Genomic DNA, 23940 nt, shown 5'->3' on the forward strand with positions numbered 1-23940 from the left:
CCCCCCGGGCTCGATGGGCGTCGACAAATACTGGTCCCCCGTAAACCGCGTCGACAACGCATACGGTGACAGAAACCTAATCTGCACATGCCCTCCAATGTCAGAATACCAAGACGCAGCAGAGTAAACACAATACCCCCCCGCCAACAGGCGGGGGGCCTGCAAATCTGGGTTCGTCCCGTTTCATGTACCACCCGTACCTAGCCGTTTGAGGAACAATGAAACACTATGTCCTTGGAAACCCCGAACTTTGCCCGGTCGACTCACGGCCTTCGAAACCAGGAAGGCTAAAACACATAGAAGTCATCCTAAGCGACGAGAATGAAAAAGCGTCTGCCGAAGTGGTCATTGAATTCTATCGGGCTTTGAACACTCTGATTGAAGATCACACCTATGTTGTCAATCTTTGTGTACCAACCGAACAACCAGCGGGTGGACCAATGTACTGGTCAGGTCGCACTGCAATTTTCTGGGGTGATCTTGAAAACACCTGGAGCTTGAATGGTCCGCACAAAACCTGGGCTTCGCAGGTACTAAGCCAATCGCCCAGATCCATCCTCGTTGGTGGTGCTATTTTCGTGCTGGCAAGACTTCGGTGCGCGGACCAAACGGCAGTGGCAGTTCACCCTAACTTCAAAGCCGCAGCACTCGAAAATGGGATCACAAGCTGCGGCCGCGGAACCAGTCTGGCGTTCGAGGGGAGTGCGCACAGTGCGGCCACCAGGCTGAGCGCGCTAAAACTGTTGTCCGAGTTCGTGTCAATTGACCATGGCGAGCATCTGGCGGATCTTTTGCGCGCCTATATCGGACTGTCGGAACCGCAGTACAAACACGAAAGCCAATTGGCGACCCGTTTGGTACGTCGCGCAAAAGGCGATCAGTTGATCCTGCGCGTCTTGGACACAATGCTGGACAATATTGAAGATCCAATAAGGATTTCTGATCTGGCTGCAAAAGTGAAAACATCAACGCGTCAGCTTCAACGTCAATTTCTGAAAAAGACGGGTACAAAGCTGTTAGCAACTTACAAAGAACTTCGCCTAGAACGCGCGCATAGCCTTTTGCGGCTCACTGACATGACCCAGATTGAAATCTCAGTAGCGACCGGCTTTTCCTCAAGCGTCGCATTGGCGCGCGCTTTTTTCGAGCACTACAATACGCGGCCGGAAAATATTCGAACTCAGCGCTTTCATGGAAATGACGGCACGCTGATGGCAAAGCACACTCAATTCTAAAAAAGAGCTTTGATAAGTGACGCGCCAAATTTTCAACGAGTAGCGACCCCTGATGCGCTTTAACATCCCGTCACCGGTAGTCATGTAACAACGACAACGCAGACAACGCCAACTCAGCGAAGGCCGATTTTGGCAAGCCGTTCGCTGAGTGATTGAAACACAGCATACAGCACTGGGATCATGAGCAGACCCAGCGTGCTGTCCAGAACTATGCCAAATAGTACGGGAAAACCAATAGACACGCGCGCGGCAGCTCCAGCGCCGCTGGACAAAACCAGGGCGCGGTGTATTGCAAGAACGGCCTGCTGGTCTTCGGACTTGATCTCTACAAAGCGCATGGTTGGTCGACGCACTGCTTCATAAATCGCCTCGGCATCCGCCGCGTCTGTCTTGCCGCGCTTCACATAGGGTTTGACATAGGCTGCTGGCATGAGCCGAACATCGTGGCCAAGTTTGCGCAGCTCGCGTGCCCAGTGGTGCGCCGAACCGCACGCTTCCATGCCGACAACACATCTCGGCAGCGTTTCGAAGAACGCCGGTAACTTCGCGCGCTTGATCTTCTTGTTGATGATCCGGCGTCCGGTGGCTGAAACACAGTGCACTGTCTGACGTCAGCGCTCATGGGGCCAAATCCAGGCCCACGGTTTTTACTGTCATTGGGTGGCTCCTTTCCTAGCAGTCGATAACAACTGCACTTTGGCACGTTCGATGCCGGTGGAGCAGGAGCCATCCACCTCATCCGCTTTGCGCCGTTTTTAACGACCCAATTGTGATTGGGAATGCACTAACGTATGCAATGACGTACTACATTAGTTGTATTGATTTAGTCTCTGGGCCGGGCAAGATGATTGAAGAACTACATCACATCCAAATTGCTATGCCAAAAGGCAGAGAAGGTGACGCTCGCAAATTCTATTGTGGCGTATTGGGTTTTTCTGAAGTTGAAAAACCCAAGGCCTTGCGCGGTCGCGGAGGAGTTTGGTTTCAATGCCAGAATGTGCGTTTTCATCTGGGAGTGGAAGAACCATTTGTTCCTGCGCTGAAAGCCCACCCGGGCTTTAGAGTAGACTCACTGGAGAACACTGTTGCTCATCTTAAGGCTGCAGGTGTTGACGTTCGAACTGACATCGACTTACCCGACATCAAGAGAATTTATATCAGCGATCCGTTTGGAAATCGTATTGAACTGCTTGAAGTAGTTGCATTGTAGCGCTCGGCACGAGGACAACAGAGCCCGCGTTTCCTCCATCCAACTAACCCGAATGCTTCGCGGGATGGTCGATTGGCACCGTAGTGGCGACCGTGAAAACAAAAAAACGGATTTGGGTGGGTCTGTACGCTTCCTAGTTACGATCTGAAAAGGGATCAGGAGGTGTGTTCAGCCGGAGATGCCGCATAAAGGCTCGGGCGATCCTTGGAACGGGCCTTTGGTCTGAAACAACAAAATGACCTCGATATCGCATGGGGGATTCAAACGGGACAAATGCCAGTTCTGGGGATCGATACATGTACACCGGAAATGGGTTGATCACCGCCAAGCCCAAACCTTCTCGCGCCATGTCAGCAGCGGCGAAAGAGGTCGAAACTTCAGCAACAATTCTGGGTTCGGCTCTAACCTGGTGCAACAACCGATCAAGTTGTCCACGCCGTCCATGACGATATGTCAAGGCGATCAGATCCTGTTCATGAAGGTCAGACGGGGTGAGTGTGTCGCGCGTTGCTAGTGGGTGTTCTGGGCGCATAACACAAACTGCAGGAGATACCCGAAAAGGAATGAGTTTGATACCTGCACGGCTTTGTTCAACGCCGGTCACTGCCAGATCAAATCGATTTTCCAAGACACCTAGCGTGACCAGGTCCGAAGTTGTCACTTCCAAATTGATGAAGAACCCTGGGTTCCCCCGTAAAAAACTTGCGATGAGGGAAACGATATATCGATGCGCATAGCTGGGTGGTGCGACCAGACGCAGGGTTTCTTGCACGGCTTCGGCGGGGCCGTCGATCCGGTCCAAAGATTCGAACAGAGGATCAAGCCGCATGTTGAGCCTGACCGCCTCTTGCGTTGGGCGTAACCTGCCCGCGTCCCGCTCGAAGAGCATTTTCCCAAGCCGCGCTTCAAGGCTGCCAATCGAACGGCTGACCGCCGATTGCGACAAACCCAGTTGTCGCGCCGCCGCCGCCGTTGTTCCGGCCTGCATGAGTGCTCGCAATGCTTGGTATTCTGGCAGCGAATGCCAGTTGCGAGGTTTTACCATTTCTTTACGGCCTCATGATTCCGTCTACTTCTATGAGTAAAACTCATTGAAATTTTTTGCAATTATGATGATCCCGTCTGTTAGCGTGTATCGAAATGATACTGAAACATGTGGTGCAATGGTGAAAACGTCTCCGCTGATCTTCGACGGGCATAACGACGTATTGTCGAAACTTGCCTCGGCGGGTGGATTGTCAGAAGCTGGTCGCTTCCTTACAGGTCTTGATGGCGCGATTGATCTGGTCAAAGCCCGAAGTGGAGGCTTTGGCGGAGGTTTCTTTGCGATCTGGGTTCCATCATCGATGGATTTGGCGGCCAAGATGAAAAAGATGGTCCAGTCGAGTTATGACCTGCCGCTTCCAGATCAGATTGATGCCGAAGATGCCTTGCCTGCCGCGTTGGGCCAGATCGCAATCCTGCTCGAACTGGAGCGTTTGGGCGCATTGCAGGTGGTTCGTTCGGTCGCTGACATCCGGGATTGCATGGCGCAAGGCCGGATGGCCGCCATTTTTCACATAGAGGGTGCCGAGGCGATCGACACCGATCTGCATGCGCTAGATGTTTTTTACGCCGCGGGCCTGCGGTCGATAGGGCCGGTTTGGAGCCGACCAAACATCTTCGGGCGCGGAGTACCGTTGAAATTCCCATCAGGGCCAGATACTGGCGGCGGGTTGACCGATCGTGGTCTCAGGCTTGTGCGGCGCTGCAATGCACTTGGCATTATGCTGGACTTGTCACATCTCACTGAAAAGGGTTTTTGGGATGTGGCGCGGTATTCTGACGCCCCATTGGTTGCGACCCATTCCAACGCCCATGTTATATGCCCGCACGCCCGCAATCTGACGGATGATCAACTCCGCACGATTGCTGAAAGCGACGGAATGGTCGGCCTGAATTTTGCCACTGCATTTCTACGCGAAGATGGGCGGATGGTTTCCGACGTGCCTTTGACGCAGGTTCTGAGGCACCTTGATCACCTGATTGGTATACTGGGTGAGGATCGGGTTGGGCTCGGGTCGGACTATGACGGGGCAATGGTGCCGGAGGATGTGACGGATGTATCCATGCTGCCCCGACTACGAGATGCCATGGAGCGCCATGGTTATGGTGAAGAGCTCATCAAGAAGCTCTGCCACGAAAATTGGTTGCGTGTTCTCGAAAAGACCTGGGGGGCGTAACCGTCGATGAAAGACATAGTGACAGAGAGGACAACATGAACGCATTTAGTAGATTGCTTACCGGAGCGGCGCTTGGAATGGCGCTGGCCGTGACTTCGACTTCCGCGATGGCAGAAACACCACCAAACATGCTGGTTATCGCAAATCGCATTGACGACATCACCACACTGGACCCAGCCGAGAGCTTTGAATTTGCCGGGTCCGATGTCAGCAGGAATGTTTATCGGAAACTGGTGAATTTCGACCCGCTGGATTTGGATGCCGGATATCAGCCGGATATTGCCGAAAGCTGGGACGTGTCAGAGGACGGAAAGTCCATCACATTCAAGATCCGGGACGGGTTGACGTTTCACTCCGGTAACCCTGTGACCGCCGATGATGTTCAGTTTTCGCTGCGCCGCGCGATCATTCTGAACAAAACTCCGGCGTTTATCCTAACACAGTTTGGATTCACGCCTGAAAACATCGAGCAAACAATCGTTGCAGATGGCGATACGTTGACCATCACCACGGACAAGCCGTATGCGACATCCTTTGTCCTGAACTGCCTGACCTCTACAATTGGCGGGATCGTCGACAAAAAGACAGTGATGGAGCACGATAAAGATGGCGATTTGGGCAATGAATGGCTCAAAACCAACACGGCTGGATCGGGTGCCTATAGTCTGGTCAGCTGGAAGCCGAATGAAAGCGTAACGCTGAAATCTAACCCCGACTTCTATCTGGGCGCCCCGACTATGGAGCGTGTGGTCGTGCGCCACGTTCAAGAAAGCGCCAGTCAGCGCCTGTTGCTAGAACGCGGGGACATCGACATTGCCCGCAATCTGAACCCCGAAGATGTGGCTGGTGCCTCATCGGTAGATGGGGTCAAAATTGCTGACGAGCTGAAAGGCCGTCTGATGTATGTATCGCTGAACCAGAAGCATCCTGAACTGAGCAAGCCTCAGGTCCGGCAGGCGTTTAAGTATCTCATCGATTATGAGGGAATGCGCGACAGCTTCTTAAAGGGTCAGTACACCATCCATCAGAACTTTCTACCTCAGACCTATCTGGGCGCATCCGATGAGGCCCCGTTCAACTTTGACATCGAAAAGGCCAAATCCTTGCTGGATGAGGCCGGTGTAAGCGGTCTAGAGATTGAGGTCGGCGTGCGCGAAGCACAGGAGCGCATTGAGATTGCGCAGGCCATGCAAAACGCGCTGGGACAAGTCGGTATCAAGATGAACATCACCGTCGGGACCGCTAAGCAGATTTTGGCGCGATACCGCTCGCGTGAACTGGACGTTTATCTTGGTGCGTGGGGACCAGATTACCCCGACCCGCAGACAAACGCCGGTACCTTCGCGTACAACCCGGACAATTCAGACGAGGCCAATGCCACCGGTTTGCTGGCCTGGCGGAATTCCTGGGATACAGATGGTCTGACCGAGAAGACGAATGCTGCCGTTGTGGAAAACGATACAGTAAAACGTGCTGATATGTATAAGACAATTCAGGCAGATTTCCGTGAGACATCGCCTTTTGTCATCATGTTCCAGCAAATCGAACAATCGGCAATGCGTGACAATGTGACGGATTTCTCGACCGGGCAGGCGATTACGTCGGCGTCATACTGGCAGGTGACCAAATAGATGGCACTAGCCGAAAGACCAACAGGGGGGCGCCGTTCGGCGCCTCTCATCCATTGGATCAAGAGCATTCTGAAAACTCTTGGTACCATTGCAATTACGATGCTGGGTTTGTTGTTCGTGACATTCATCATCGGTCGCGTGATGCCGATTGATCCGGTGCTGGCCATTGTTGGTGAACGTGCATCACAATCGACATATGATGCGGTCTACCAACAACTAGGTCTCGATAAACCGCTTCTGGTGCAGTTCTGGTATTATCTGTGGGATGTCCTGCACGGAGATTTCGGCAATTCACTGCTGAATGCGCGCCCTGTATCCGAGGATATCGCCCGCGTTTTCCCCGCCACGTTGGAACTCGCCACTCTGGGTGTTCTGATCGGTATTTTTCTCGGCGTTCCGTTAGGGGTGATTGCCGCAGTCAAGCGTGGTTCGTGGATTGATCAGATCGCTCGGGTTGTCGCGCTTGTCGGCTATTCGATGCCTATCTTCTGGTTGGGCTTAATGGGTCTGCTGGTGTTCTATGGGGTTCTTGGTTGGGTTGGTGGTCCCGGACGGCTGGACATTTTCTACGAAGATGTTGTGCCAACGCGTACGGGTTTGATCCTGTTGGACAGCGCTATCGTTCAAGACTGGGATGTCTTCCGTAATGCTTTAACCCATATCATCTTGCCGGCGGCTTTGCTCGGCTATTACTCGTTGGCCTATATCAGCCGGATGACCCGTTCCTTCATGCTGGAACAGCTTTCGGCCGAATATGTCATCACCGCACGGGTCAAAGGCCTGTCGGAACGGCAAGTGATCTGGCGCCATGCATTCAAGAATATCCGGGTGCAACTGATCACGGTCATCGCGCTGAGCTATGCCAACCTGCTTGAAGGGTCCGTTCTGACCGAGATCATCTTCAGTTGGCCAGGCATCGGCAGTTACATCACAACGGCATTGCTGAGCGCAGACATGAATGCTGTTCTGGGCGGAACAGTTGTGGTCGGGCTGATCTTTATCTGTCTGAATATATTCTCTGATCTTCTCTATCGTTTCTTTGATCCGAGGTCGAAATGAACGATTTGACTTTGCGACAATGGCTGCTGGCCGACGCACCTACGTCTCGCCGTCACGCCAGATTGTCCAGTCTGTATAAGGGCTGGCTAACACTGCGAACGAATTCCATGGCTATGGTTGGTTTGACCATTCTGGTACTTCTTGTTTTCACCGCGGTATTTGCCCCTGTTCTGGCCCCGCATGATCCGTTTTCTCAGGATCTTGCTAGCCGTCTTCAGCCCATAGGGACCGGGGGGCATCTTTTGGGCACCGACAGTTTGGGGCGGGATATTCTGTCCAGATTGATTTATGGTGCACGTATCACGCTCTACATCGTCGCTCTGGTTGCACTGATCGCCCCAGTAGCGGGTCTTTTGGTGGGGACTGTTGCGGGGTATGCAGGAGGTTGGACCGATGTCGTCCTGATGCGCATCACGGACATCTTCCTAGCTTTCCCGCGACTGGTTCTGGCGCTGGCATTTGTTGCTGCCCTTGGCGCCGGGATCGAAAATGCGGTGCTCGCAATTTCGCTTACGGCTTGGCCTCCCTATGCACGTATGTCGCGGGCCGAAACGCTGACCATCCGGTCAACTGACTATATCAACGCGATCCGCCTGCAAGGTGCAGGGCCTTTGCGGATCATCACGCGTCATATTTGGCCACTTTGCATTTCATCACTGATTGTGCGCGTCACGCTGGATATGGCTGGTATTATTCTGGCGGCGGCTGGCTTGGGTTTCCTCGGTCTGGGCGCACAACCGCCCAGTCCTGAATGGGGGGCGATGATATCAGAGGGTCGAAGATTTATTCTGGACCACTGGTGGGTTGCTACCGTACCGGGGCTCGCGATTTTTACGGTATCGCTGGCTTTCAACCTGCTGGGTGACGGCCTAAGGGACGCTCTGGACCCGAAGGATGACGGACAATGAGTTTGCTGGACATCGAAGATCTTTGGGTCCGTTTTCCAACCCGTCAAGGCGTGTTCGACGCTGTACGCGGCGTGTCGTTCTCGCTTGGACGCGAACGGCTGGGTATTGTCGGTGAAAGTGGCTCCGGCAAGTCAATGACGGGTCGGGCTATCCTGCGCCTTATCCGCAAGCCCGGCATAGTAGAGGCCAGTCATGTCAATCTTGAAGGCCGCGATCTGCTGAAGTTAAGCGAACGCGAGATGCGCGAGGTCCGGGGGAAGCAGATTTCCATGGTCATGCAAGACCCCAAATTCTCACTGAACCCGGTGGTCACTGTCGGTGAGCAACTTATGGAGGCCTATCTTCAACACAATTCCGGCTCCAAGTCTCGTGCACGGAAGATGGCTATCGAGATGCTGGAGAATGTGTCGATCCGTGATGCTGAGAGGGTGATGCGCGCTTATCCCCATGAAGTTTCCGGAGGTATGGGACAGCGTATCATGATCGCGATGATGCTGATCCCCAATCCCAAGATACTGATCGCGGATGAGCCGACCTCAGCACTGGATGTTAGTGTCCAGAGACAGGTTCTGAACATCATGGACGGGCTGGTCAAGGAACGGGGCATGGGGCTGATCTTCATCAGTCACGATCTGAACCTCGTGTCCGAGTTCTGCGACCGCGTTCTCATCATGTATTCAGGCCGGATTGTCGAAGTCTGCGAAGCGAACAAGCTGCATCAGGCCCAGCATCCCTATACCCAGGGGCTGTTAAATTCACTTCCCCGACTTGATGACAAGCGCACCCATCTGAGCGTCCTGACCCGAGACCCGTCATGGTCGAACGCACCAAGTGTCAGAGGTTGAAATGACGGCATTGGAAATCAGGGACCTAGACGTCTGGTTCGGCCACGCACATGACCGCGTTGATGCGGTCAAAGGTGCCAACCTCAGTGTCATGCAGGGCGAAAGCTTTGGTCTTGTGGGAGAGAGCGGATCCGGAAAATCTACCATCCTGCGCGCAATAACGGGGCTTGCGCCGCAATGGTCCGGTACCATCGAAGTCGAAGGTCAGACGCTGTCCGGAGCGAAACGGGATCGCGCATTCTTTCGGACGGTGCAGATGGTGTTTCAGGATCCTTACGCCTCGCTTCATCCGCGGCACACAGTCGATCAGGTGCTCAGCGAAACTCTGCATCTGCACGGATTGGACAATATCGACAAACGGGTGGCGGGTCTGTTGGATGATGTCGGCCTTGGGCAACGGTTCCGGTTCCGATATCCGCACCAGCTCTCTGGTGGTCAGCGTCAGCGCGTTGCCATTGCAAGGGCCTTGGCAGGTGAGCCAGATATCCTGCTATTGGATGAGCCCACATCAGCCTTGGATGTCAGCGTTCAGGCCGAAGTTCTGAATTTGCTCGCTGACCTGCGCACGAAACACGGACTGACGTATCTGATGGTATCCCATGACCTTCCTGTTATTGCGCATATGTGTGACCAATTGGCTGTCATGAGAAACGGCGAGATTGTGGAAGTCATGTCCTCCGCAACTCTGCGGATGGGAAACCCTAGGCATGAATACTCACAGGAATTGCTCAGAGCTTCGGTTGCTCCTCAGTGAGTGTGGCGTATTAATGTTGGGACGTTTAATGTGACAACACCGATGCCGTTAAAGTAAACGCCGCTAAGAATAAAATTATTAATGTTGAATAGTCCACTGACCACAACGCCTAAAAATGATTTGCGGGCATTGCAGCCAGACTGAAATTTGGCGATTCATAAAATTCGCTTGCAATGCAGGAGCCATCCACACAAGACATTGGGACTTATCGGCGATGGGCAGTTTTCCGGAGTGCTTCTCAGCTGGTTGTAAGATGTCGCTGCTGGAACATTCGGAAAGTTATTCGACGGTGAGAATTTGACCCAAAGCGGGCTCTCACACCTCTGTCCTCGCGTCGGCCAGTTGCAAGGCGTCGAAATAACGCTCGGTGTCTTCGCTCTTTTTGAACATGCGATGGACTTGTTCGGAATAGGCCTTCATGTCGAGGGGCTGCATTCGGGTTGCCGCGTTAAATGCTGTCCTTGCCTCATCCTGCCGGCCGGAAAGCGCCAGCACCGCGGCGACGACCCGGTGGCCCGTATCATGGGCAGAAGTGTGGTCAAGCGATGCCCGTCCATGCTCGATTGCCTCTTAGTAACGCCCAGCCATGATGGCATAGAGTCCCAGATGTGAATGCGGCAAGTGAACCCAGATATCGCGCGGCCCAAGTCTGATGGCCTGATTTGAGTGCTCGATGGCTCTTGCGTGATATTCGGTGCCGGAAAACCCTAACGAACAACCAAGCTGTGCATGTGCAAGCGAGTTATTTGGATTGAGCGCGACCGCGGTTTCACCCTCACGAATCCCCCCCTCGTGATAGCCGCTTACCCAGTAAGCCATGCTGAGTATCGCGTGTGCCAACTCATTCTTGCTGTCCAGTTCGATCGCTGCCTAGCTTGTCTGCACGGCCTTCTCGATCGTTTCTTTCGGCGTCCGCTCAACCCAGCCGCAAATCAGATCCCAGCCGTAGCTGAAACAGAGCACGGCGTATGCCATAGAATTCTCGCCGGACTCTTCTATGAGTCTGCGGCAAATGTTTTGGGCCTCAATGGTGTCCTCTGGGGTGACACGATAAAGATGCCAGTGGGCCTTCATTAGGTGCTCCCAGGATACGAGCGCCTTCGGCACTACGCAGGGCAGTGTTTCGAATGTCAGCCGTGCAAACTTCACTGCTGATCGCGCCGGCAACGTTTATGGTGATTTCGTCCTGGACAGCGAATATGTCCGTGACTGGACGATCGTAACGCTCGGCCCAGATGTGATTGCCGCTGTCAGCCTCGATCAACTGTGCCGTCACACGCACGCGCTCACCAGCGCGCCTGACGCTGCCCTCGAGCAAATAACGCACACCGAGTTCGCGCCCGATCTGACGCATATCCTTCGCCCGACCCCGATAGCTAAACGAACTGTTGCGGGCGATCACAAACAGGGTCACGGGCGCGGGAAAGCGCGGTGCAAACATCCTCGGCGACGCAATCGGCAAAATACTCCTGCTCCGGGTCATTCGAAATATTGTCGAACGCCAGAACGGCAATAGAGAGGTTTTCCGGCAGTGGCAGAGCCACTGGCTGCCGTAAGGGCCTGGTAGCGCTACTTGCGCCGGGATCGGTTTCCGGGTTCCCCGCGGACCACTTCCAAACCCGCACCGGGCGGTCAATGTTCTTGACCTCCTGTTTGCCAGCATCCTCGAAGTTGAAGGCGAGCCGATCTCGGACCTGTTCATGGACTGCAACTGAAATGCACATCCCGCCTGGCTCTGACAAGGTTTCGAGACGCGCTGCCACATTGACTCCGTCCCCTTGGATATCCTCACCATCAATGACCACGTCACCGAGATTGACGCCGATCCGGAAAACAATCTTCGACAATCCGGGGTCTCCATCGGCCAACGATAATTGCATCTCGGCGCCACACGCCACCGCATCGACAACGCTAGCGAACTCAATCAGAATGCCATCACCCATCAGCTTAACGATACGTCCGCGACGTTTCTTGATCGCGGGATCGATGAGTTCTTCGCGAAGGGTCCGCAAGGCCAACAGCGTGCCCTCCTCATCAGCCCTGACCAAGCGTGAATAGCCGACCACATCCGCCGCAACTATGGCCGCAAGTCAACGTTTCAAAAGTGATCCCCCCGGACGCGAACGTTAGCGGCAAAAAGCCCACAAACCTATCTTACAAAATACTTGGTTGAGAGTCCGCCCTTGGTTATTCTCGCCATCAGAATTTGTCGCAAAGAGAAGATTGATGCGGCCCCTTGAAGGCAGCTTCATCCACACAACCACGAGCACAATCAAGCGCACCCAACGTCTCCTCCCCGTCCGTGGCGTAGATGGCTATGGTTGCGAAGTGCGCTATGCGGTCGCTCGAGTGGAAAATACCAACTTCTGCATTGTCCGGATACTGTTGAAAAAGTCCGCTGATTGGTTGCTGGTGTCCTGATTCACTTGATTTGAGAGTGGAGGGCATTGCGATGATGGGTCCAAAGCAGGTGGCGCTAGGTGCGCTGTTTTATGAGTTCTGAATCGAAGAATTTGTGCCAATTGATCATCCGCTAGGCTACTTTGATCGGTTTCTCGATCAGTCTGAGGTTCGCCCGCTTTTAGCGCCATCGTACAGTTCGCATGGCCGTCCTTCGATTGACCCTGAGTTGATGGTCTGGATGCTGTTGCTGGGCTATTGCCAGGGTATTCGGTCCGAGCGTCGCTTGTGCGAGTAGGTTCACGTCAATTTGGCATATAGGTGGTTTTGCAGGCTCGATTTAGCCGACCTAGTGCCCGATCATTCTACCTTTTCGAAGAACCGGCACGGGCGTTTCCGGGAGAGCGGATTGTTCCGGCATCTCTTCGAGACAGTTTTGCAGACGTGCATTGATGAGGGCTTGGTCGGCGGCGAGAGCTTTGGCGTCGACGCCAGCCTGATCCCTGCCAACGCGAACCAGACGCGTGGCATTGACAGCAAGGAAGGCTTCTCATCAGACCTGACCGCCCGTGTTATCGACGAATACCCTGAAACACTGGATGATGCCGCTTTCGGTGCGTCCACAAAAGTCGTCCCCAAGTACATCTCGCCCGTTTATCCTGCGGCACGGCGCATGATTGATCGGATCACAGAGCGCTTCGACATGACACCAGATAAGCTGGTCGGTGAACCGCGGTTTAGAGGGACTGTTTTCTTTGGTCAGCGCTGAACTCGGTCGGTCTGAAACTACCTACGTTTGTGGAAATACGAACATACAGAGCATTCTCTTGATCGACCTGTGACATAGGCGCATTAGCTTACTCAGCGCAAACGTCCGCCTTGGGTTCGGGTAACCAAATTCCCTCAAGACGTGTAAGTCTGCTTTCAGGAAACGGCTCTGAGTTTGCAAAGTTCGCTTTCTGCGCTCTGAGGACACTCATGCGATTTGCAGCATCGGTCACGAAGGGCTCTCTACAGCCGTCGGAACTGGAGCAGCAGTAGATCAGTAGGTCTTGCTACCCCAGATGAGGACGGCCCAAAGCTGCCCTCTATAGCGATAGACGTCGCTGCGACGCAGCTTTCTATAAAGCGGACGTTGATAGTCAGCGCAGCATTCCGAGGGTGCCGATGACAGTTCTGCAGAAATAGCAGTCGTCGGAGACGCCGGAATTACTGATCCCCGTAATCCAAACTTACTGCATCCCTGAAACTGTGGTTCAATGACCCGGGCAAGAGAACGCAACTGCGGAGCTGCTGCGGGATGAGTATAGCGGAGCTGAACGGGAAGAGAAGACTTGCGGCGATCACGGCCGTAGACATGGTTGGTTACAGCCGGCTCATGGAACTCGACGAAGTTGGTACGCTCGCGCTGCAAAAGGCGATTCAGGACGAAGTGTTTGGCCCCGCGATCGAAGAATGCGGTGGGCGCGTCGTCAAGACGACCGGCGATGGTGCCTTGATCGAGTTCGGCAGCGCGGTCAACGCCGTCCGATGGGCCGCCCAGATACAATGCGAAATCGCCAAAAGGGCACGCGGGGCCAGCGGTGACCGCTGGATCGCCTACCGGGTTGGCATCAACGTTGGTGACATACTCGTTGACGGCGATGACATTTTCGGAGAAGGGGTCAACATCGCCGCGCGCCTCGAAGGATTGGCCGAGCCGGGAGGCATCCTCGTGTCCGAAGCGGTTTTTCGGAATGTCAAAGGCAAGCTCGACCTCGGGTTCGCGGACCAGGGCACCTTGTCAGTAAAAAACATCTCCGAACCCGTGCATGCCTACAGTGTCCTACTCGACCCGGGAGATGCGGGCAAGATCGTCGCACGCAAAGAGCGTCTGCGCGTCGGTCGCCGGAAGCCGTTGATCGCGGCAGTTCTTTGCCTTGCGGCCGTCATCGGCGTATTTACGGCCAAGGATCTGTTCAAGGACACCGCACCAGACACGGCGGGCCTGCTGATCCTACCTTTTGAGTCTGAACATGGCGGCGATCAAGTCCTTGCCGATGCGGCGACCGAAATGCTGCTTCTGTCCTTCGAGCGGCAACGCCATATGCCCATTTCCACCTACAGAATGGCTTTGGCCTACGAGGGCATTGATGTGCCGCTGGACGAGGTCTCGCAAAACCTGGGCCTGCGTTATGTCCTCGATGGGTCAGCAGAGACGGTTAAGGGCCAGATCAAAGTGCAGGCGCGTCTGCGTGATACTGCGGAACCGGGTGACGGCACGCTCTGGCATCGGTCCTTGACCGGAGATCGAGATCAGTTTCTCGACATGGTCGTCACGCTCAAACTGGGCGCAGCCGGCGCAATGAAACTCAAACTCAATCCCGTTGAACGGGCCATCTTTGAATCGGCGCCCACGGACAGTCCAGCGGCCTATCTTGCATTTGCCAAGGCTAAACGTTTGCTCGATAGCAAGGATTTTACGGACATCGGCGAGGCGCTCACCCAATTCGAGCGAGCGATCGAACTGGATCCGGCTTTTGTCGAAGCGAAGCTCGGATACGCAGAAGCCAATTTCAAAGTCTGGGAAGGCAGTTTCAATACGATCCGCTTCACACTGGACGCCCTCAAGATTGCAACTGACACTGTCGACGAGGTTTTGCAGAACGATCCAAAGCACCCGGTGGCCATTGGCTTGCAGGTCCAGTTGTTGATTCAGCACCTCGAACGCGACCGCGCCCTGTCGATTGCGCGAAGCTCCGTGTTCAGCAATCCCAACGAGCCAGTCTTGCGATATGTCCACGGCCTGAGCCTGACCACGATAGGTGACTACGACAAGGCGATCGAGGCATTCGAAGAGTTTGAACGACTGTCGCCCAGGCTGAACTCCGGCGAGACAGGTGATCTTGCTTGGAGCTATCTACGTGCCGGAGACAGCGACAGGGCACTCGCGCTCCTATCGGAGATTCCACAGGAGGAGATAAAAGAACAGCATCTCAGGATTATGGCCGATGCACAGTATGAGGAAGGAAACGTAGAGGCCGCCCGGGCCAATATCGAGCGGTTTCTGGTAAACAATGTCTGGCTGAATCTGAATTGGATGAAGCCATGGTTCGAAATCTACCAGGATCCGACAGTCTATCAGACATATGCCGAGGCCATGCTGGGATCTGGCCTGCCTGAGTGGCCGTTCGACTTTCCTAAAGGGCGGGAAGGCGATCGTATCGATCATGAACAACTCGTTCAGCTGCATTCCGACAAATTCGAGGAAAAGCACACGATTGGACCCTTCGGTGCTCCTTTTTCCGAAGAGCGGATGCCCGACGGGACGATCTCAATGAACTTCGCCTGGATGAATGGGATACCTTTGACCGGAACATGGCGGATCGCTGGCGATCAGATTTGTCGAAGACTTCCTTCAGTCCATCAGGGTCGCGAACTCTGCCACTATCTTTACCTTGATCGCGCTCGATCGACTGACGAGACCCTGTTCGTTTCATCCGTCCTAAACTTCGGTGTTATCGATTCTGAATTCGTACGCGTGAATGATTGAAGGTCAGATCTGCCCTGCTTTCGTTAATCCAACACCGAGATTGTCTCGTCTATCGGCAGACGCCATTGTTTCGGCTGGCTTGGTGTGGTGGATCGTTCAGTTCGGCTAGGACCTGTCTTTCGGCCAATGATCCTGCAGCAAATCTATGGCAGTGCGTCCGGCCTCCAGTGCCCGGTCTGCCTCTTCTTCAGTTCCTGCCAAACGAGCCAGAGTAATCGTACCCATCAAGAGTGCCATCGTGGCCAAGCCCTGGTCGGAGCCTGTTTCCGACGTGTCTCTTAGTAGGGCCGCCATGCGATCCGAAGCCTGAGCGCCCGCGTGCCGGGATGCACCCTTGGTGCGGGCAAGCTCAGTTCCCATCGCCGCCAGCGGGCATCCATGCCGACTGTCTTGAACATGCGCTTGGGACAGGTACTTCGCGATGTAGTCCTGGCGCTCCCTCTCTTGCCCTTCGCTGGCTTCTTCGCGTTCCATGCCTGAAACGACATCGTCGACCGCATGCCGGAAGGCTGCCGCGATCAAATCCTCTTTCGACTCGAAGTGCCGGTAGAAACCGCCATGTGTCATTCCGGCTGCCTTCATGACATCAGCGACGCTAGTCGCTTCGACCCCGCGTTCGCGGAACAACTGCGCTGCAGCATCCAGTATCCTGTTGTGACTGCGCTGTTTTTCCGCTTCCGACATCCTCGGCATTTTCGCGCTCCCAGAAGGGGTTGACAATTAAGATTGTATCTATCATCTAAATTATAGATTGCAACCATCATCTAAAGGAGCGTGCCCGTGCCTGCCAAGCCCAAGATCCTAGTCACAAGCGCAAGCGGTAAGACCGGATCGCAAGTTGCACTTCAGCTCAGAGCCAAGACTTTTCCTGTCCGTGCGTTCGTACGTCAGAGGGATCATCGTTCTGACCTGCTTGAGCGCGCTGGCGCTGAACTATTCGTGGGTGACCAGTATTCGCTGAGCGACATGCGCAAAGCCATGAAAGGCGTGCTGCGGGCGTATCAATGCGCTCCGACAGCACCCAACGGGCTGCACTTCAATGCGGTCTTCACCGCTGCGGCTTACGAAGCAGAGGTTGAACACGTCGTTACACTTAGCCAATGGCTTTCGAGCGTAGATCACCCATCACTGTTTACGCGCGAAGTTTACCTGGGCGACATCCTGATCGGCATGCGCCCCGAGATGTCCGTAACCACGGTGAATGTCGGATGGTTTGCAGAAAACTACCTGATGGTGCTGGGCATGGCGGCCCATCTTGGGCTGTTCACGATGCCGCTTGGCGACGGCGACGTGAAAAAGAATGCAGCCCCCTCGAACAAGGACATTGCACGCGTGGTGGTCGGTGCCTTGGCGGACCCGGCAGGCCATGCGGGCAAGACTTACCGCCCCACGGGACCAACGCTGCTGTCGCCCAACGAGATCGCCGAAGCAATGGGCCGCGCGCTGGGACGGCGGGTACGCTATGTCGACATTTCCGAGCGTATGATGGTCAAGGCTCTGAAAGCCCTGCGCCCAGCAAATTATTCAGAAGCTGCAGTCACCCAGCTTGCAATCTATTCAGAAGAGTACAAGCGAGGCGCCTTTGCGGTGAACGCCACAACCGAGGATGTATTCCAAGTCGGAGGGTGCGAACCGGAAGCCTTCGAAAACATCGTGCGCCGCAAGGTCGCTGATCAACCAGACCTGGCGCGCAGCCTACCAGGCAGCATTGGCGCGATCGGCAGTTTTCTAAAGATCCTCGCGACGCGGCCCTTCGATCTTGATCGCGCACAGATGCAGCGAGACTACGTTCAGCTTTCCTCTTCGTCGTACTGCCTGGACGATGCGGCATGGACGGAAGGACACCAACCCAACGGCGGAGCAGCCTCACAGATGCGTGTCGCCTGAGACTGCGCGAGACGAAGGATTGACCCACCCGACGAAAGGACATTTTTATGAACGTTCAAAATGAACTCATCACTCGAAACCAGGAATTCGCCGCAGGCTTTGACAGTGCTGACCTGCCGATCCTGCCAAAGTTGCGAACGGTTGTTTTGACTTGCGGCGATGCCCGGGTCGATCCCGCGCACATCCTCGGTCTGGAGCTTGGCGACGCGGTTGTGATCCGAAACAACGGCGGACGAGTTACACGCGCCGCAATCGAAGAAATTGCCACCCTCGCCTTTCTGGTGAGTGCAATGACAGAGGGCCGCGAACAGGGGTTCAACGTAATCCTGATGCAGCACACACAATGTGGAGCCCAGCGGCTGTCCAATCCTGACCTTCAGGACATGTTGCTGGAAAAGCTTGGAATCGACGTGTCCGAATACGCAATCACGGACCAGGAAAGCGACCTTTCGGCAGACATCAAGCGTTTGGCCGTGGCACCAGAGGTGCCGGACGCAATCACCGTCTCAGCCTTGCTTTACGATGTCGCCACTGGAACAGCCCACGCTATTTCTCCTGCCATTTCACTAGGGGCAATGCGGGCTAAAGCGAGTGCATCGCGAGGGTGAACGTCTGCCCGAATCCGCCTCCAAATTCCGTAAACAGACGCATATCGAAAGGACCGATCAGATGACCCCCACAGTGATATTCCTTCTTCAGTTCGCGATGAGCCTCTTTGTCTTTTCTCTAATCGCAGCGTGGTACGTAGCACCATGGCTTGCACGGCTGTCCGCGGCGGCGGCGCTCTCAATCCTCCTGCTGCCGCATGCTTTCCGACACATCGGAATGAGTTTCATGGTGCCAAATCTCAATAACTCAGGCCTGCCCGAGGCGTTTGCAACCAGCGCCAGCTATGGGGATCTGCTCTCGGCATTTCTGGCAATCGCCGCGCTTCTAGCCTTGCGATGGAGATCAGTGGCCGCCCTTCCGTTGGTGTGGGGTTTCAACATCCTTGGTACCCTCGATTTGGCGAACGCCCTGCGCCAAGCCGAGGCAATTGACTACTTTGGCCCCACATGGTTCATCCCGACATTCTTTGTGCCGGTACTGTTGGTCACGCATGTGATGATCTTTGCACGACTGCTGAGGGCAGATGGACCCAAGACAGTCTCGGCATGAGAGGACAGATATCGTTCCAGGGCAGGCAGCGCTGCTGCCTGCCCCACTGGGCCTCACGGTCCAAAGATGAAATTCATCATGCTCCATGACGCCGCGAAGCGGTTTCCCCGACTGCCGTTGGCTATCAAGTAACCAACGGCAGAAACTCAAATCAGGCGGGTCGCCATGCCACCGTCGACAGCGAATGGAGATCCCGTCACGAAACTTGCCCGGTCTGACAACAAGAACAAAGCAGATTGGGCAATCTCCTTTGGCTCTGCCATGCGTTTCAGGGGATGCAGGCCGGCATTCGACGTCCTCGTTGAACCCGGGCAGGATTTCTATCCGCCTGCCCAAAGGCAGGAAATCGACCGGATCAGCGAAGATATCTACGGGCCAGTGAACAATGGAGTCTACCGCGCCGGTTTTGCCACCTCTCAGCAAGCCTATGACGAAGCGGTCACGAAATTGTTTTCCAAGCTGGACGATCTCGACCAGCTTCTCGGCATGCAGCGCTATCTTGTCGGGGACCGGATTACCGAGGCTGATTGGCGGCTATTCACAACCCTTGTCCGCTTTGATCCGGTTTACGTGACGCATTTCAAGACCGACCGCAAACGTATCTCGGACTATGCGAACCTGGCACCATATCTGCGCGAATTGTACCAGGTCTCAGGTGTCTCGGACACAATCGATATGGGTTCACTCCGCGCACATTATTTCCAGAGCCACAGGCATTTCAATCCTCATTGGATCGTATCTGCCGGGCCCGAGTTCGACCTCGACCAGCCACATAGTCGCGACCTTGCGTTTCCGAAGATCTGAAAACGTGTGCGTGATCGCGTCACGACGATCGAACGCTTAACCGGCTGAATTTCTTACGAACTGAACCGTAACCAATTGGGGACAGCCCCCAATATCTGCTGATGGAGAAACTTTTCATGCAAATCCTGTCCAAACTGGCCGTAGGTGCGATGGCACTTTGGCTTTCCAATCAAGCCATTGCCGGCGCTCAAGATACCGCTGGTGTGCTGGAGCTGGCAAAAAACGATGGCCGCGCGACAGCGGTAGGTATCGACGGCGTGAACGAAGTTCTGCGCGGTGTTGGTGTTCGCGTAAGCACTGTTGCCGTGCCGGAAGAAGCATTGCCGTTGCTGGAGGCCTCACATTCCCGGGCGATAGCCGAAGAAGAGGCCGAGGCGCTGATTTCGCATTTCGAATTGACCCGTGATGACCTTCTGGCCCAGATCGAGGCTGCGGGTCGGGTCCCTACCGTCGAAAATGGAGGGTTTCTGATTACCTCGGAGCCGGGTGTTGCCCCTTGGGGCGAAGAAGGGGCGATTATCGGGTTTGCTTAAGCACCGAATTGGGTAGGCAAGCTTAGGCTAGTATTAGAGGTGTTCCTTGTCGTTTTCACTTGCCGCGCCACAGTAACCAATACGTGACACCGAACGCCAAACCGAGCCCCGAACACCCAACGAAGTAAAGCGGTTCTAAGTCCGAAGTATCGAGTGTGATAACCTTTCTGGCAACCGCCAAAAGAGCAGTTGCAATAACCAGTTTTACATGGATGACAATTGCAGTCAGGTAGAGTGTGACGTTGGTATAGATTTCGATAGCGATCAAAACCACCAAAGCGGCCGCAAAGACGTCGAGCAGATCACTGACATCAAGAATAAGAACCGGTGGACTTACAAGCTTTATGTAGAACGAATACCCGGCATCAATGACGGCGAATCCGATCACAATGACCATGAACAAAGACATCACCCGAACCGCGTGTCGTAAAAGACGGTTGCAGTTTCTGACGATCAGGTCTTCATGATCGGGATCAAGCTCGACATGCGCTTGCCCGTTGGGTTGCATCTGTTCGACCATCAAGACCTCCCTAATTTCCGCATCTGGCAAGCAAAGCCTGTGCCAAAGGTCAGCGCCTTCTGGGTAAGACGACTTGGGCCTGCAAGCGTAGTCTAAGGCCATCTGCACCGACCTCGGGTGTCTCCAGCCAATAGCCGACCCCGGCTTGCAGATTGACCGGCACCGCCCCCCATTGCACCAGCCGTGACACCGATGCGTTGACTGGCACGGCCCAGGCTTCAGCCTCCCAGTCATAGGTGCTTTCGCTTTGAAGCGAATAGGTCCATGCACCTTCAGTGGAGTAAGCAAGAAAAGGCTGGAGAAAACTCACATTCGTGGGGGTTTCGGGATTGCTCTCCAGATCCCACAGATGATTGGCCAGCGCACCATAGGTCCACGGCCCGGTCTGACGCAGGGCAATGCCGGTGATCCCGGCTGCCCATGTGTCGCTTGACACGTCACTAAAGGTTGGTAACCGCACGACCGGACCAATGCCCCATGTCAGATCCCCTGTTCCTGTGGGAGAAAACCATGCGGAGAACAGAATATCGCCGACCCCTTCCTGACGCGTCCCCGGGACAACGTCTTCCTGCCAGATGTAAGGAATGATCGTACGGGTGATCAGGTTTAGGTCATTGTTAAGTTCAAAGGGCACGACCGGCTGAAAGTTCAACGTGGTGCGCGACCCCTGATCAGAGACACCCAGGTTATCATCATAGTTCAACTGAAACGGAACCGAGATGATGGCAGCAAGCGGGTTGGCCAGTTCCTGGGCCAAATCGGCGGCCTCGTCTGCAACGGTTGAGGTTCCTACGCTGGCTGCAAAAAACAGCCCCACAAGTGCATGGGATCGACGCATAGCCGTGTACTCCTTTTGAAGGGCGGGATGGGCGAGTGGCCTAGTTGATCGGTTCCACCGTAGGGAACGACCACCTACCGCTCAGGATTGCATCCTCTGGCTCGTAAAGACGGACGGCGTAGTTCCACCCCGGAGTGATCGGAAGGCAGTTCACGCGGCCGTCCTCGCACCCACCGAAATGGAGCGTAACTGATCCGTCATCCGCGGCTTCGGCCGTGTAGCCGTTGTAGCTGTTAACACCCAGATCATTAGCAGCCAGGAAACCCTCGCCATTATAGACGGTCACCGACCAGAACGCCCGAACCGGGACATCCTTAACTGTAACCGTGTGTGGCGTTTCTCCGTCGTTCTTATCGACCGCGCTTAGCAGGTAAATTGCTGCCTCAGGGGGCAGACCGCCCCAACCCGAAAGCGCCCCAACCAGAAACTGAACCGGGTCAACGTCCTCTTTGGTTCTACCAAAGGCACGCGACGTATCGATGCCCAGCAGGGACAAATCGCTGATTGCCTGACGCGCTACGGCGAGTTGTTCGGTATTCCAGCTGGGCGCATCAAACGGACCAGTTCCACCGCCACTGACGACAATCTGATCCTGCGCCACCCGTGCTGCGGCGATGTCATCTGGGTCGGTTACGTCTGCAAAAGTGCGGAAGGCGATGAATCCGAATGGCGTACCAAGGTCTTCTTTGGTGATCAGGTAAGAGCCGGGCGTTGCCTCGGCGTACATGAAATGATCCTGGTTGATGACATGCATCGAGATGTAACGGCCATCCGCTTCGGGAAGCGTGACTTCGACTGGTTCGCTCAAATCCAATAGAACGGCGGAATAGAGCGTGTCCTGGTTCATGCGGATCACTGGCTGATTGTCAGGTGTGGTGGCTTCGCGCATATGCCCTAACTCGCCAACGGCCGAGCCGAGGTTATTCATGTTGGTGCGGAACATATGGTCCGTTTCAGCGCGCACGAGATTGTCCACGTTCACATCGACAACATCCTCAGCCCAGACCCCTGTTGGGAGTGTAAGAGCGACTGTCAGAAATAGTATCTTCATCTCAGCATCCTGTTTTTCAGTTCACGGGTTGCACGGTCGGGAAGGCCCAGTTTCCGTCGATTACGTCAGGGCCGGGCTGATAAAGGCGTACTGCATAGTTCCAGCCATCCATGATCGGAAGGCAGTTGGCGCGACCGTCGTCGCAGCCCCCGAAATGCACGGTCACGCTGCCGTCGTCATTCCTGGTGCCCGAAACCGAATTGATCACGTAGGCGTCAAGGGAATTGAGTTCAAAGAATCCGTCTGCATTGTACAGGCTCACGGACCAGAATGCGTTTACGGGCACATCCGCCGGCACCTGGATACTGTATTCGCCGAGCGGCAGGCCGGGCTCGATATTGAGATAGAAGGCTTCCTCTTCCGGTAGACCTCCAAAGCCGACTGCGGTGCCCAGGAAATGGCGCAACGGGTCGACGTGATCTGCCGTGCCAAAGGTCCGAACGCTATCTGTGGCGAACCTGCCCAACTCAATCGCGGCCTGACGCACGGCCGCGAAGCTTTCGGTGTCATAATTGGGCATCTCAAAGGGCGTTGCCGAGGCAGCTTCGATAGTGAACCCGTTCTGAATTGTGTTGACTGCCGCGATGTCCTCCGGACTCTCGGCATCCACCAGTATTCTCATAAATACAAGTACGTAGGGGGTGTCGAATGTGTCCATGTCGAGCTGAAACACACCACCACCGTCAAACACTTCATTGATGAAATGGTTCTGATTGACCACCATCGTCGTCATGTACCGGTCGCCCACATCGGGCAGTGTCAAGGTTGCGCCTTTGCTGATGTCGATAACCGCAACGCTATAGAGCGTGTCCCGGTTCATCCGGATAGTGGGCTGATTGTCGATTGGCGTGGGTTCTTTGAAGTGGAAGAACTGGTTTACGCCTCCGGCCAACCTGTCATACGTTTTCAATTCGTTATCAGTCGCAGCCCGAACAAAGTTACTTATTGTGACCGGCACCTCGTATGTCTCGGCAAGTGCATCGACTGTGGTATCAAAGCTCTGAGCCGTCGCGGAGCTGCCTAACGCTGCAGCCAAGGCCGCCAGCTTCCAGCGTTTGTGCGTGTGATTGATCATTTGCCTCTCCACTAACCAACTATAAAAATGCATTGCTTGATGGTCCCGGCACCTGATCAGGCGCGCATACTCACGCCTCTCACTTTGCGGTGTGCAGAAATTCTACTATTGGAACCGTGGTCATTGCTTTTCAACAAAACACAGAACTCGAATGTATGCCCTGACAGATTGGAACAACCGCGTCGGAAAACTGGTTCAAAATGACAGGGTGCGAAAACGCTTTAACCAGTCTGTCAGAATTTCTTCTTCTTTGCGGTCATGCGGCTGACCGATAATTC

General features: G+C 54.8%; 23 protein-coding genes and 3 pseudogenes. 15 read left to right on the forward strand and 11 right to left on the reverse strand.

Annotation, left to right across the window (positions count from 1 at the left end):
• The first annotated feature begins 218 nt into the window (after positions 1–218).
• On the forward strand, positions 219–1235 hold the full coding sequence (locus RUM8411_RS21450) for a helix-turn-helix domain-containing protein (RefSeq protein WP_085824778.1): 1017 nt from the start codon (positions 219–221) through the stop codon (positions 1233–1235).
• A gap of 281 nt (positions 1236–1516) precedes the next feature.
• Here the strand turns inward: RUM8411_RS21450 and RUM8411_RS21455 are convergent.
• Positions 1517–1892, reverse strand: a pseudogene (locus tag RUM8411_RS21455) (IS110 family transposase); the annotation flags it as partial.
• 187 nt (positions 1893–2079) lie between these two features.
• Between RUM8411_RS21455 and RUM8411_RS21460 the strand changes: the two are divergent.
• Positions 2080–2445, forward strand: coding sequence for a VOC family protein (locus tag RUM8411_RS21460; protein WP_085824779.1), 366 nt, complete (start codon positions 2080–2082; stop codon positions 2443–2445).
• Between the two features lie 133 nt (positions 2446–2578).
• On the opposite strand, the gene RUM8411_RS21465 is transcribed toward RUM8411_RS21460, so the two are convergent.
• Positions 2579–3490 carry a LysR family transcriptional regulator gene (locus RUM8411_RS21465; protein ID WP_085824780.1) on the reverse strand — a complete coding sequence of 304 codons (912 nt, stop codon included), beginning with the start codon at positions 3488–3490 and terminating at the stop codon, positions 2579–2581.
• 118 nt (positions 3491–3608) lie between these two features.
• Here RUM8411_RS21465 and RUM8411_RS21470 point away from each other — a divergent pair, with 118 nt between their 5' ends.
• The 6 genes from RUM8411_RS21470 to RUM8411_RS21495 are packed head-to-tail and all read left to right on the forward strand — an operon-like array spanning position 3609 to position 9864.
• Positions 3609–4667, forward strand: a complete 1059-nt coding sequence (locus RUM8411_RS21470) for a dipeptidase (protein WP_085824781.1) — start codon at positions 3609–3611, stop codon at positions 4665–4667.
• A 35-nt stretch (positions 4668–4702) separates the two neighbouring features.
• Positions 4703–6298 (forward strand): ABC transporter substrate-binding protein, encoded by a 1596-nt coding sequence (locus RUM8411_RS21475; protein ID WP_085824782.1) that lies wholly within the window; start codon positions 4703–4705, stop codon positions 6296–6298.
• Complete coding sequence (locus tag RUM8411_RS21480) at positions 6299–7357, forward strand: ABC transporter permease (RefSeq protein WP_085824783.1); 1059 nt, start codon at positions 6299–6301, stop codon at positions 7355–7357. It begins immediately after the preceding gene.
• Positions 7354–8265 carry an ABC transporter permease gene (locus tag RUM8411_RS21485; RefSeq protein ID WP_085824784.1) on the forward strand — a complete coding sequence of 304 codons (912 nt, stop codon included), beginning with the start codon at positions 7354–7356 and terminating at the stop codon, positions 8263–8265. The genes RUM8411_RS21480 and RUM8411_RS21485 overlap by 4 nt, the downstream gene beginning before the upstream one ends.
• Positions 8262–9110: an ABC transporter ATP-binding protein gene (locus RUM8411_RS21490; protein ID WP_085824785.1), complete on the forward strand. Its 849-nt coding sequence runs from the start codon at positions 8262–8264 to the stop codon at positions 9108–9110. The genes RUM8411_RS21485 and RUM8411_RS21490 overlap by 4 nt, the downstream gene beginning before the upstream one ends.
• A gap of 1 nt (position 9111) precedes the next feature.
• On the forward strand, positions 9112–9864 hold the full coding sequence (locus RUM8411_RS21495) for an ABC transporter ATP-binding protein (protein ID WP_085824786.1): 753 nt from the start codon (positions 9112–9114) through the stop codon (positions 9862–9864).
• A 570-nt stretch (positions 9865–10434) separates the two neighbouring features.
• Here the strand turns inward: RUM8411_RS21495 and RUM8411_RS21500 are convergent.
• The 3 genes from RUM8411_RS21500 to RUM8411_RS21505 all read right to left on the reverse strand — a co-directional run bounded on the left by RUM8411_RS21500 (position 10435) and on the right by RUM8411_RS21505 (position 11945).
• Positions 10435–10683 carry a tetratricopeptide repeat protein gene (locus RUM8411_RS21500; RefSeq protein WP_085824787.1) on the reverse strand — a complete coding sequence of 83 codons (249 nt, stop codon included), beginning with the start codon at positions 10681–10683 and terminating at the stop codon, positions 10435–10437.
• Between the two features lie 51 nt (positions 10684–10734).
• On the reverse strand, positions 10735–10938 hold the full coding sequence (locus RUM8411_RS22910) for a hypothetical protein (protein ID WP_200818622.1): 204 nt from the start codon (positions 10936–10938) through the stop codon (positions 10735–10737).
• Positions 10939–11240: 302 nt separating this feature from the next.
• A complete protein-coding gene (locus tag RUM8411_RS21505; protein WP_268808369.1) occupies positions 11241–11945 on the reverse strand; it encodes an adenylate/guanylate cyclase domain-containing protein in 705 nt (234 codons plus the stop codon).
• 422 nt (positions 11946–12367) lie between these two features.
• On the opposite strand from RUM8411_RS21505, the pseudogene RUM8411_RS23100 reads away from it, so the two are divergent.
• Together RUM8411_RS23100 and RUM8411_RS21515 are read left to right on the forward strand one after the other, a co-directional pair.
• A pseudogene (locus tag RUM8411_RS23100) lies at positions 12368–12934 on the forward strand (transposase); the annotation flags it as partial.
• A 630-nt stretch (positions 12935–13564) separates the two neighbouring features.
• Complete coding sequence (locus tag RUM8411_RS21515) at positions 13565–15796, forward strand: adenylate/guanylate cyclase domain-containing protein (protein WP_085824788.1); 2232 nt, start codon at positions 13565–13567, stop codon at positions 15794–15796.
• Between the two features lie 105 nt (positions 15797–15901).
• Here RUM8411_RS21515 and RUM8411_RS21520 read toward each other — a convergent pair whose 3' ends face one another.
• Positions 15902–16489: a TetR/AcrR family transcriptional regulator gene (locus tag RUM8411_RS21520; protein ID WP_085824789.1), complete on the reverse strand. Its 588-nt coding sequence runs from the start codon at positions 16487–16489 to the stop codon at positions 15902–15904.
• A gap of 87 nt (positions 16490–16576) precedes the next feature.
• On the opposite strand from RUM8411_RS21520, the gene RUM8411_RS21525 reads away from it, so the two are divergent.
• From RUM8411_RS21525 to RUM8411_RS21535, 3 genes are all read left to right on the forward strand, one after another.
• Complete coding sequence (locus RUM8411_RS21525) at positions 16577–17683, forward strand: NmrA family NAD(P)-binding protein (RefSeq protein ID WP_159453947.1); 1107 nt, start codon at positions 16577–16579, stop codon at positions 17681–17683.
• A 47-nt stretch (positions 17684–17730) separates the two neighbouring features.
• Positions 17731–18291, forward strand: coding sequence for a carbonic anhydrase (locus RUM8411_RS21530; RefSeq protein ID WP_085824791.1), 561 nt, complete (start codon positions 17731–17733; stop codon positions 18289–18291).
• A 61-nt stretch (positions 18292–18352) separates the two neighbouring features.
• Positions 18353–18841 carry a DUF8737 domain-containing protein gene (locus RUM8411_RS21535; protein ID WP_085824835.1) on the forward strand — a complete coding sequence of 163 codons (489 nt, stop codon included), beginning with the start codon at positions 18353–18355 and terminating at the stop codon, positions 18839–18841.
• A gap of 146 nt (positions 18842–18987) precedes the next feature.
• Here the strand turns inward: RUM8411_RS21535 and RUM8411_RS23105 are convergent.
• Positions 18988–19152 (reverse strand): annotated as a pseudogene (locus RUM8411_RS23105) (SDR family oxidoreductase); the annotation flags it as partial.
• Between RUM8411_RS23105 and RUM8411_RS21540 the strand changes: the two are divergent.
• Together RUM8411_RS21540 and RUM8411_RS21545 are read left to right on the forward strand one after the other, a co-directional pair.
• Positions 19103–19645, forward strand: coding sequence for a glutathione S-transferase C-terminal domain-containing protein (locus RUM8411_RS21540; protein WP_268808370.1), 543 nt, complete (start codon positions 19103–19105; stop codon positions 19643–19645). The pseudogene RUM8411_RS23105 and the gene RUM8411_RS21540 sit on opposite strands and share 50 nt — an antisense overlap.
• A gap of 116 nt (positions 19646–19761) precedes the next feature.
• Entirely contained in the window at positions 19762–20178 is a 417-nt protein-coding gene (locus tag RUM8411_RS21545) for a hypothetical protein (protein ID WP_085824793.1), read from the forward strand.
• A gap of 55 nt (positions 20179–20233) precedes the next feature.
• Here the strand turns inward: RUM8411_RS21545 and RUM8411_RS21550 are convergent, their stop codons facing one another.
• Genes RUM8411_RS21550 through RUM8411_RS21565 form a run of 4 tightly spaced genes read right to left on the reverse strand, consistent with a single transcriptional unit; the run spans position 20234 to position 23662 of the window.
• A complete protein-coding gene (locus tag RUM8411_RS21550; RefSeq protein ID WP_200818624.1) occupies positions 20234–20698 on the reverse strand; it encodes a phosphate-starvation-inducible PsiE family protein in 465 nt (154 codons plus the stop codon).
• Positions 20699–20747: 49 nt separating this feature from the next.
• Positions 20748–21536 carry a hypothetical protein gene (locus RUM8411_RS21555; RefSeq protein ID WP_085824794.1) on the reverse strand — a complete coding sequence of 263 codons (789 nt, stop codon included), beginning with the start codon at positions 21534–21536 and terminating at the stop codon, positions 20748–20750.
• Positions 21537–21576: 40 nt separating this feature from the next.
• Entirely contained in the window at positions 21577–22587 is a 1011-nt protein-coding gene (locus RUM8411_RS21560) for a DUF1254 domain-containing protein (RefSeq protein WP_085824795.1), read from the reverse strand.
• A gap of 16 nt (positions 22588–22603) precedes the next feature.
• Positions 22604–23662: a DUF1214 domain-containing protein gene (locus RUM8411_RS21565; protein ID WP_085824796.1), complete on the reverse strand. Its 1059-nt coding sequence runs from the start codon at positions 23660–23662 to the stop codon at positions 22604–22606.
• Positions 23663–23940: the final 278 nt, after the last annotated feature.

The sequence above is a fragment of the Ruegeria meonggei genome (genome assembly GCF_900172215.1).
Lineage (GTDB): Bacteria > Pseudomonadota > Alphaproteobacteria > Rhodobacterales > Rhodobacteraceae > Ruegeria > Ruegeria meonggei.

Excerpts from the sequence above, each read along its gene's own strand:
- RUM8411_RS21555 (WP_085824794.1), bottom strand. The coding sequence starts at position 21,536 with ATGCGTCGATCCCATGCACTTGTGGGGCTGTTTTTTGCAGCCAGCGTA.
- RUM8411_RS21485 (WP_085824784.1), top strand. The coding sequence starts at position 7,354 with ATGAACGATTTGACTTTGCGACAATGGCTGCTGGCCGACGCACCTACG.
- RUM8411_RS21500 (WP_085824787.1), bottom strand. The coding sequence starts at position 10,683 with ATGGCTTACTGGGTAAGCGGCTATCACGAGGGGGGGATTCGTGAGGGT.
- RUM8411_RS21520 (WP_085824789.1), bottom strand. The coding sequence starts at position 16,489 with ATGCCGAGGATGTCGGAAGCGGAAAAACAGCGCAGTCACAACAGGATA.
- RUM8411_RS21490 (WP_085824785.1), top strand. The coding sequence starts at position 8,262 with ATGAGTTTGCTGGACATCGAAGATCTTTGGGTCCGTTTTCCAACCCGT.
- RUM8411_RS21535 (WP_085824835.1), top strand. The coding sequence starts at position 18,353 with ATGACCCCCACAGTGATATTCCTTCTTCAGTTCGCGATGAGCCTCTTT.
- RUM8411_RS21450 (WP_085824778.1), top strand. The coding sequence starts at position 219 with ATGAAACACTATGTCCTTGGAAACCCCGAACTTTGCCCGGTCGACTCA.
- RUM8411_RS21530 (WP_085824791.1), top strand. The coding sequence starts at position 17,731 with ATGAACGTTCAAAATGAACTCATCACTCGAAACCAGGAATTCGCCGCA.
- RUM8411_RS21515 (WP_085824788.1), top strand. The coding sequence starts at position 13,565 with ATGAGTATAGCGGAGCTGAACGGGAAGAGAAGACTTGCGGCGATCACG.
- RUM8411_RS21460 (WP_085824779.1), top strand. The coding sequence starts at position 2,080 with ATGATTGAAGAACTACATCACATCCAAATTGCTATGCCAAAAGGCAGA.
- RUM8411_RS21465 (WP_085824780.1), bottom strand. The coding sequence starts at position 3,490 with ATGGTAAAACCTCGCAACTGGCATTCGCTGCCAGAATACCAAGCATTG.
- RUM8411_RS21480 (WP_085824783.1), top strand. The coding sequence starts at position 6,299 with ATGGCACTAGCCGAAAGACCAACAGGGGGGCGCCGTTCGGCGCCTCTC.
- RUM8411_RS21560 (WP_085824795.1), bottom strand. The coding sequence starts at position 22,587 with ATGAAGATACTATTTCTGACAGTCGCTCTTACACTCCCAACAGGGGTC.
- RUM8411_RS22910 (WP_200818622.1), bottom strand. The coding sequence starts at position 10,938 with ATGAAGGCCCACTGGCATCTTTATCGTGTCACCCCAGAGGACACCATT.
- RUM8411_RS21475 (WP_085824782.1), top strand. The coding sequence starts at position 4,703 with ATGAACGCATTTAGTAGATTGCTTACCGGAGCGGCGCTTGGAATGGCG.
- RUM8411_RS21540 (WP_268808370.1), top strand. The coding sequence starts at position 19,103 with ATGCGTTTCAGGGGATGCAGGCCGGCATTCGACGTCCTCGTTGAACCC.
- RUM8411_RS21470 (WP_085824781.1), top strand. The coding sequence starts at position 3,609 with ATGGTGAAAACGTCTCCGCTGATCTTCGACGGGCATAACGACGTATTG.
- RUM8411_RS21545 (WP_085824793.1), top strand. The coding sequence starts at position 19,762 with ATGCAAATCCTGTCCAAACTGGCCGTAGGTGCGATGGCACTTTGGCTT.
- RUM8411_RS21565 (WP_085824796.1), bottom strand. The coding sequence starts at position 23,662 with ATGATCAATCACACGCACAAACGCTGGAAGCTGGCGGCCTTGGCTGCA.
- RUM8411_RS21495 (WP_085824786.1), top strand. The coding sequence starts at position 9,112 with ATGACGGCATTGGAAATCAGGGACCTAGACGTCTGGTTCGGCCACGCA.
- RUM8411_RS21550 (WP_200818624.1), bottom strand. The coding sequence starts at position 20,698 with ATGGTCGAACAGATGCAACCCAACGGGCAAGCGCATGTCGAGCTTGAT.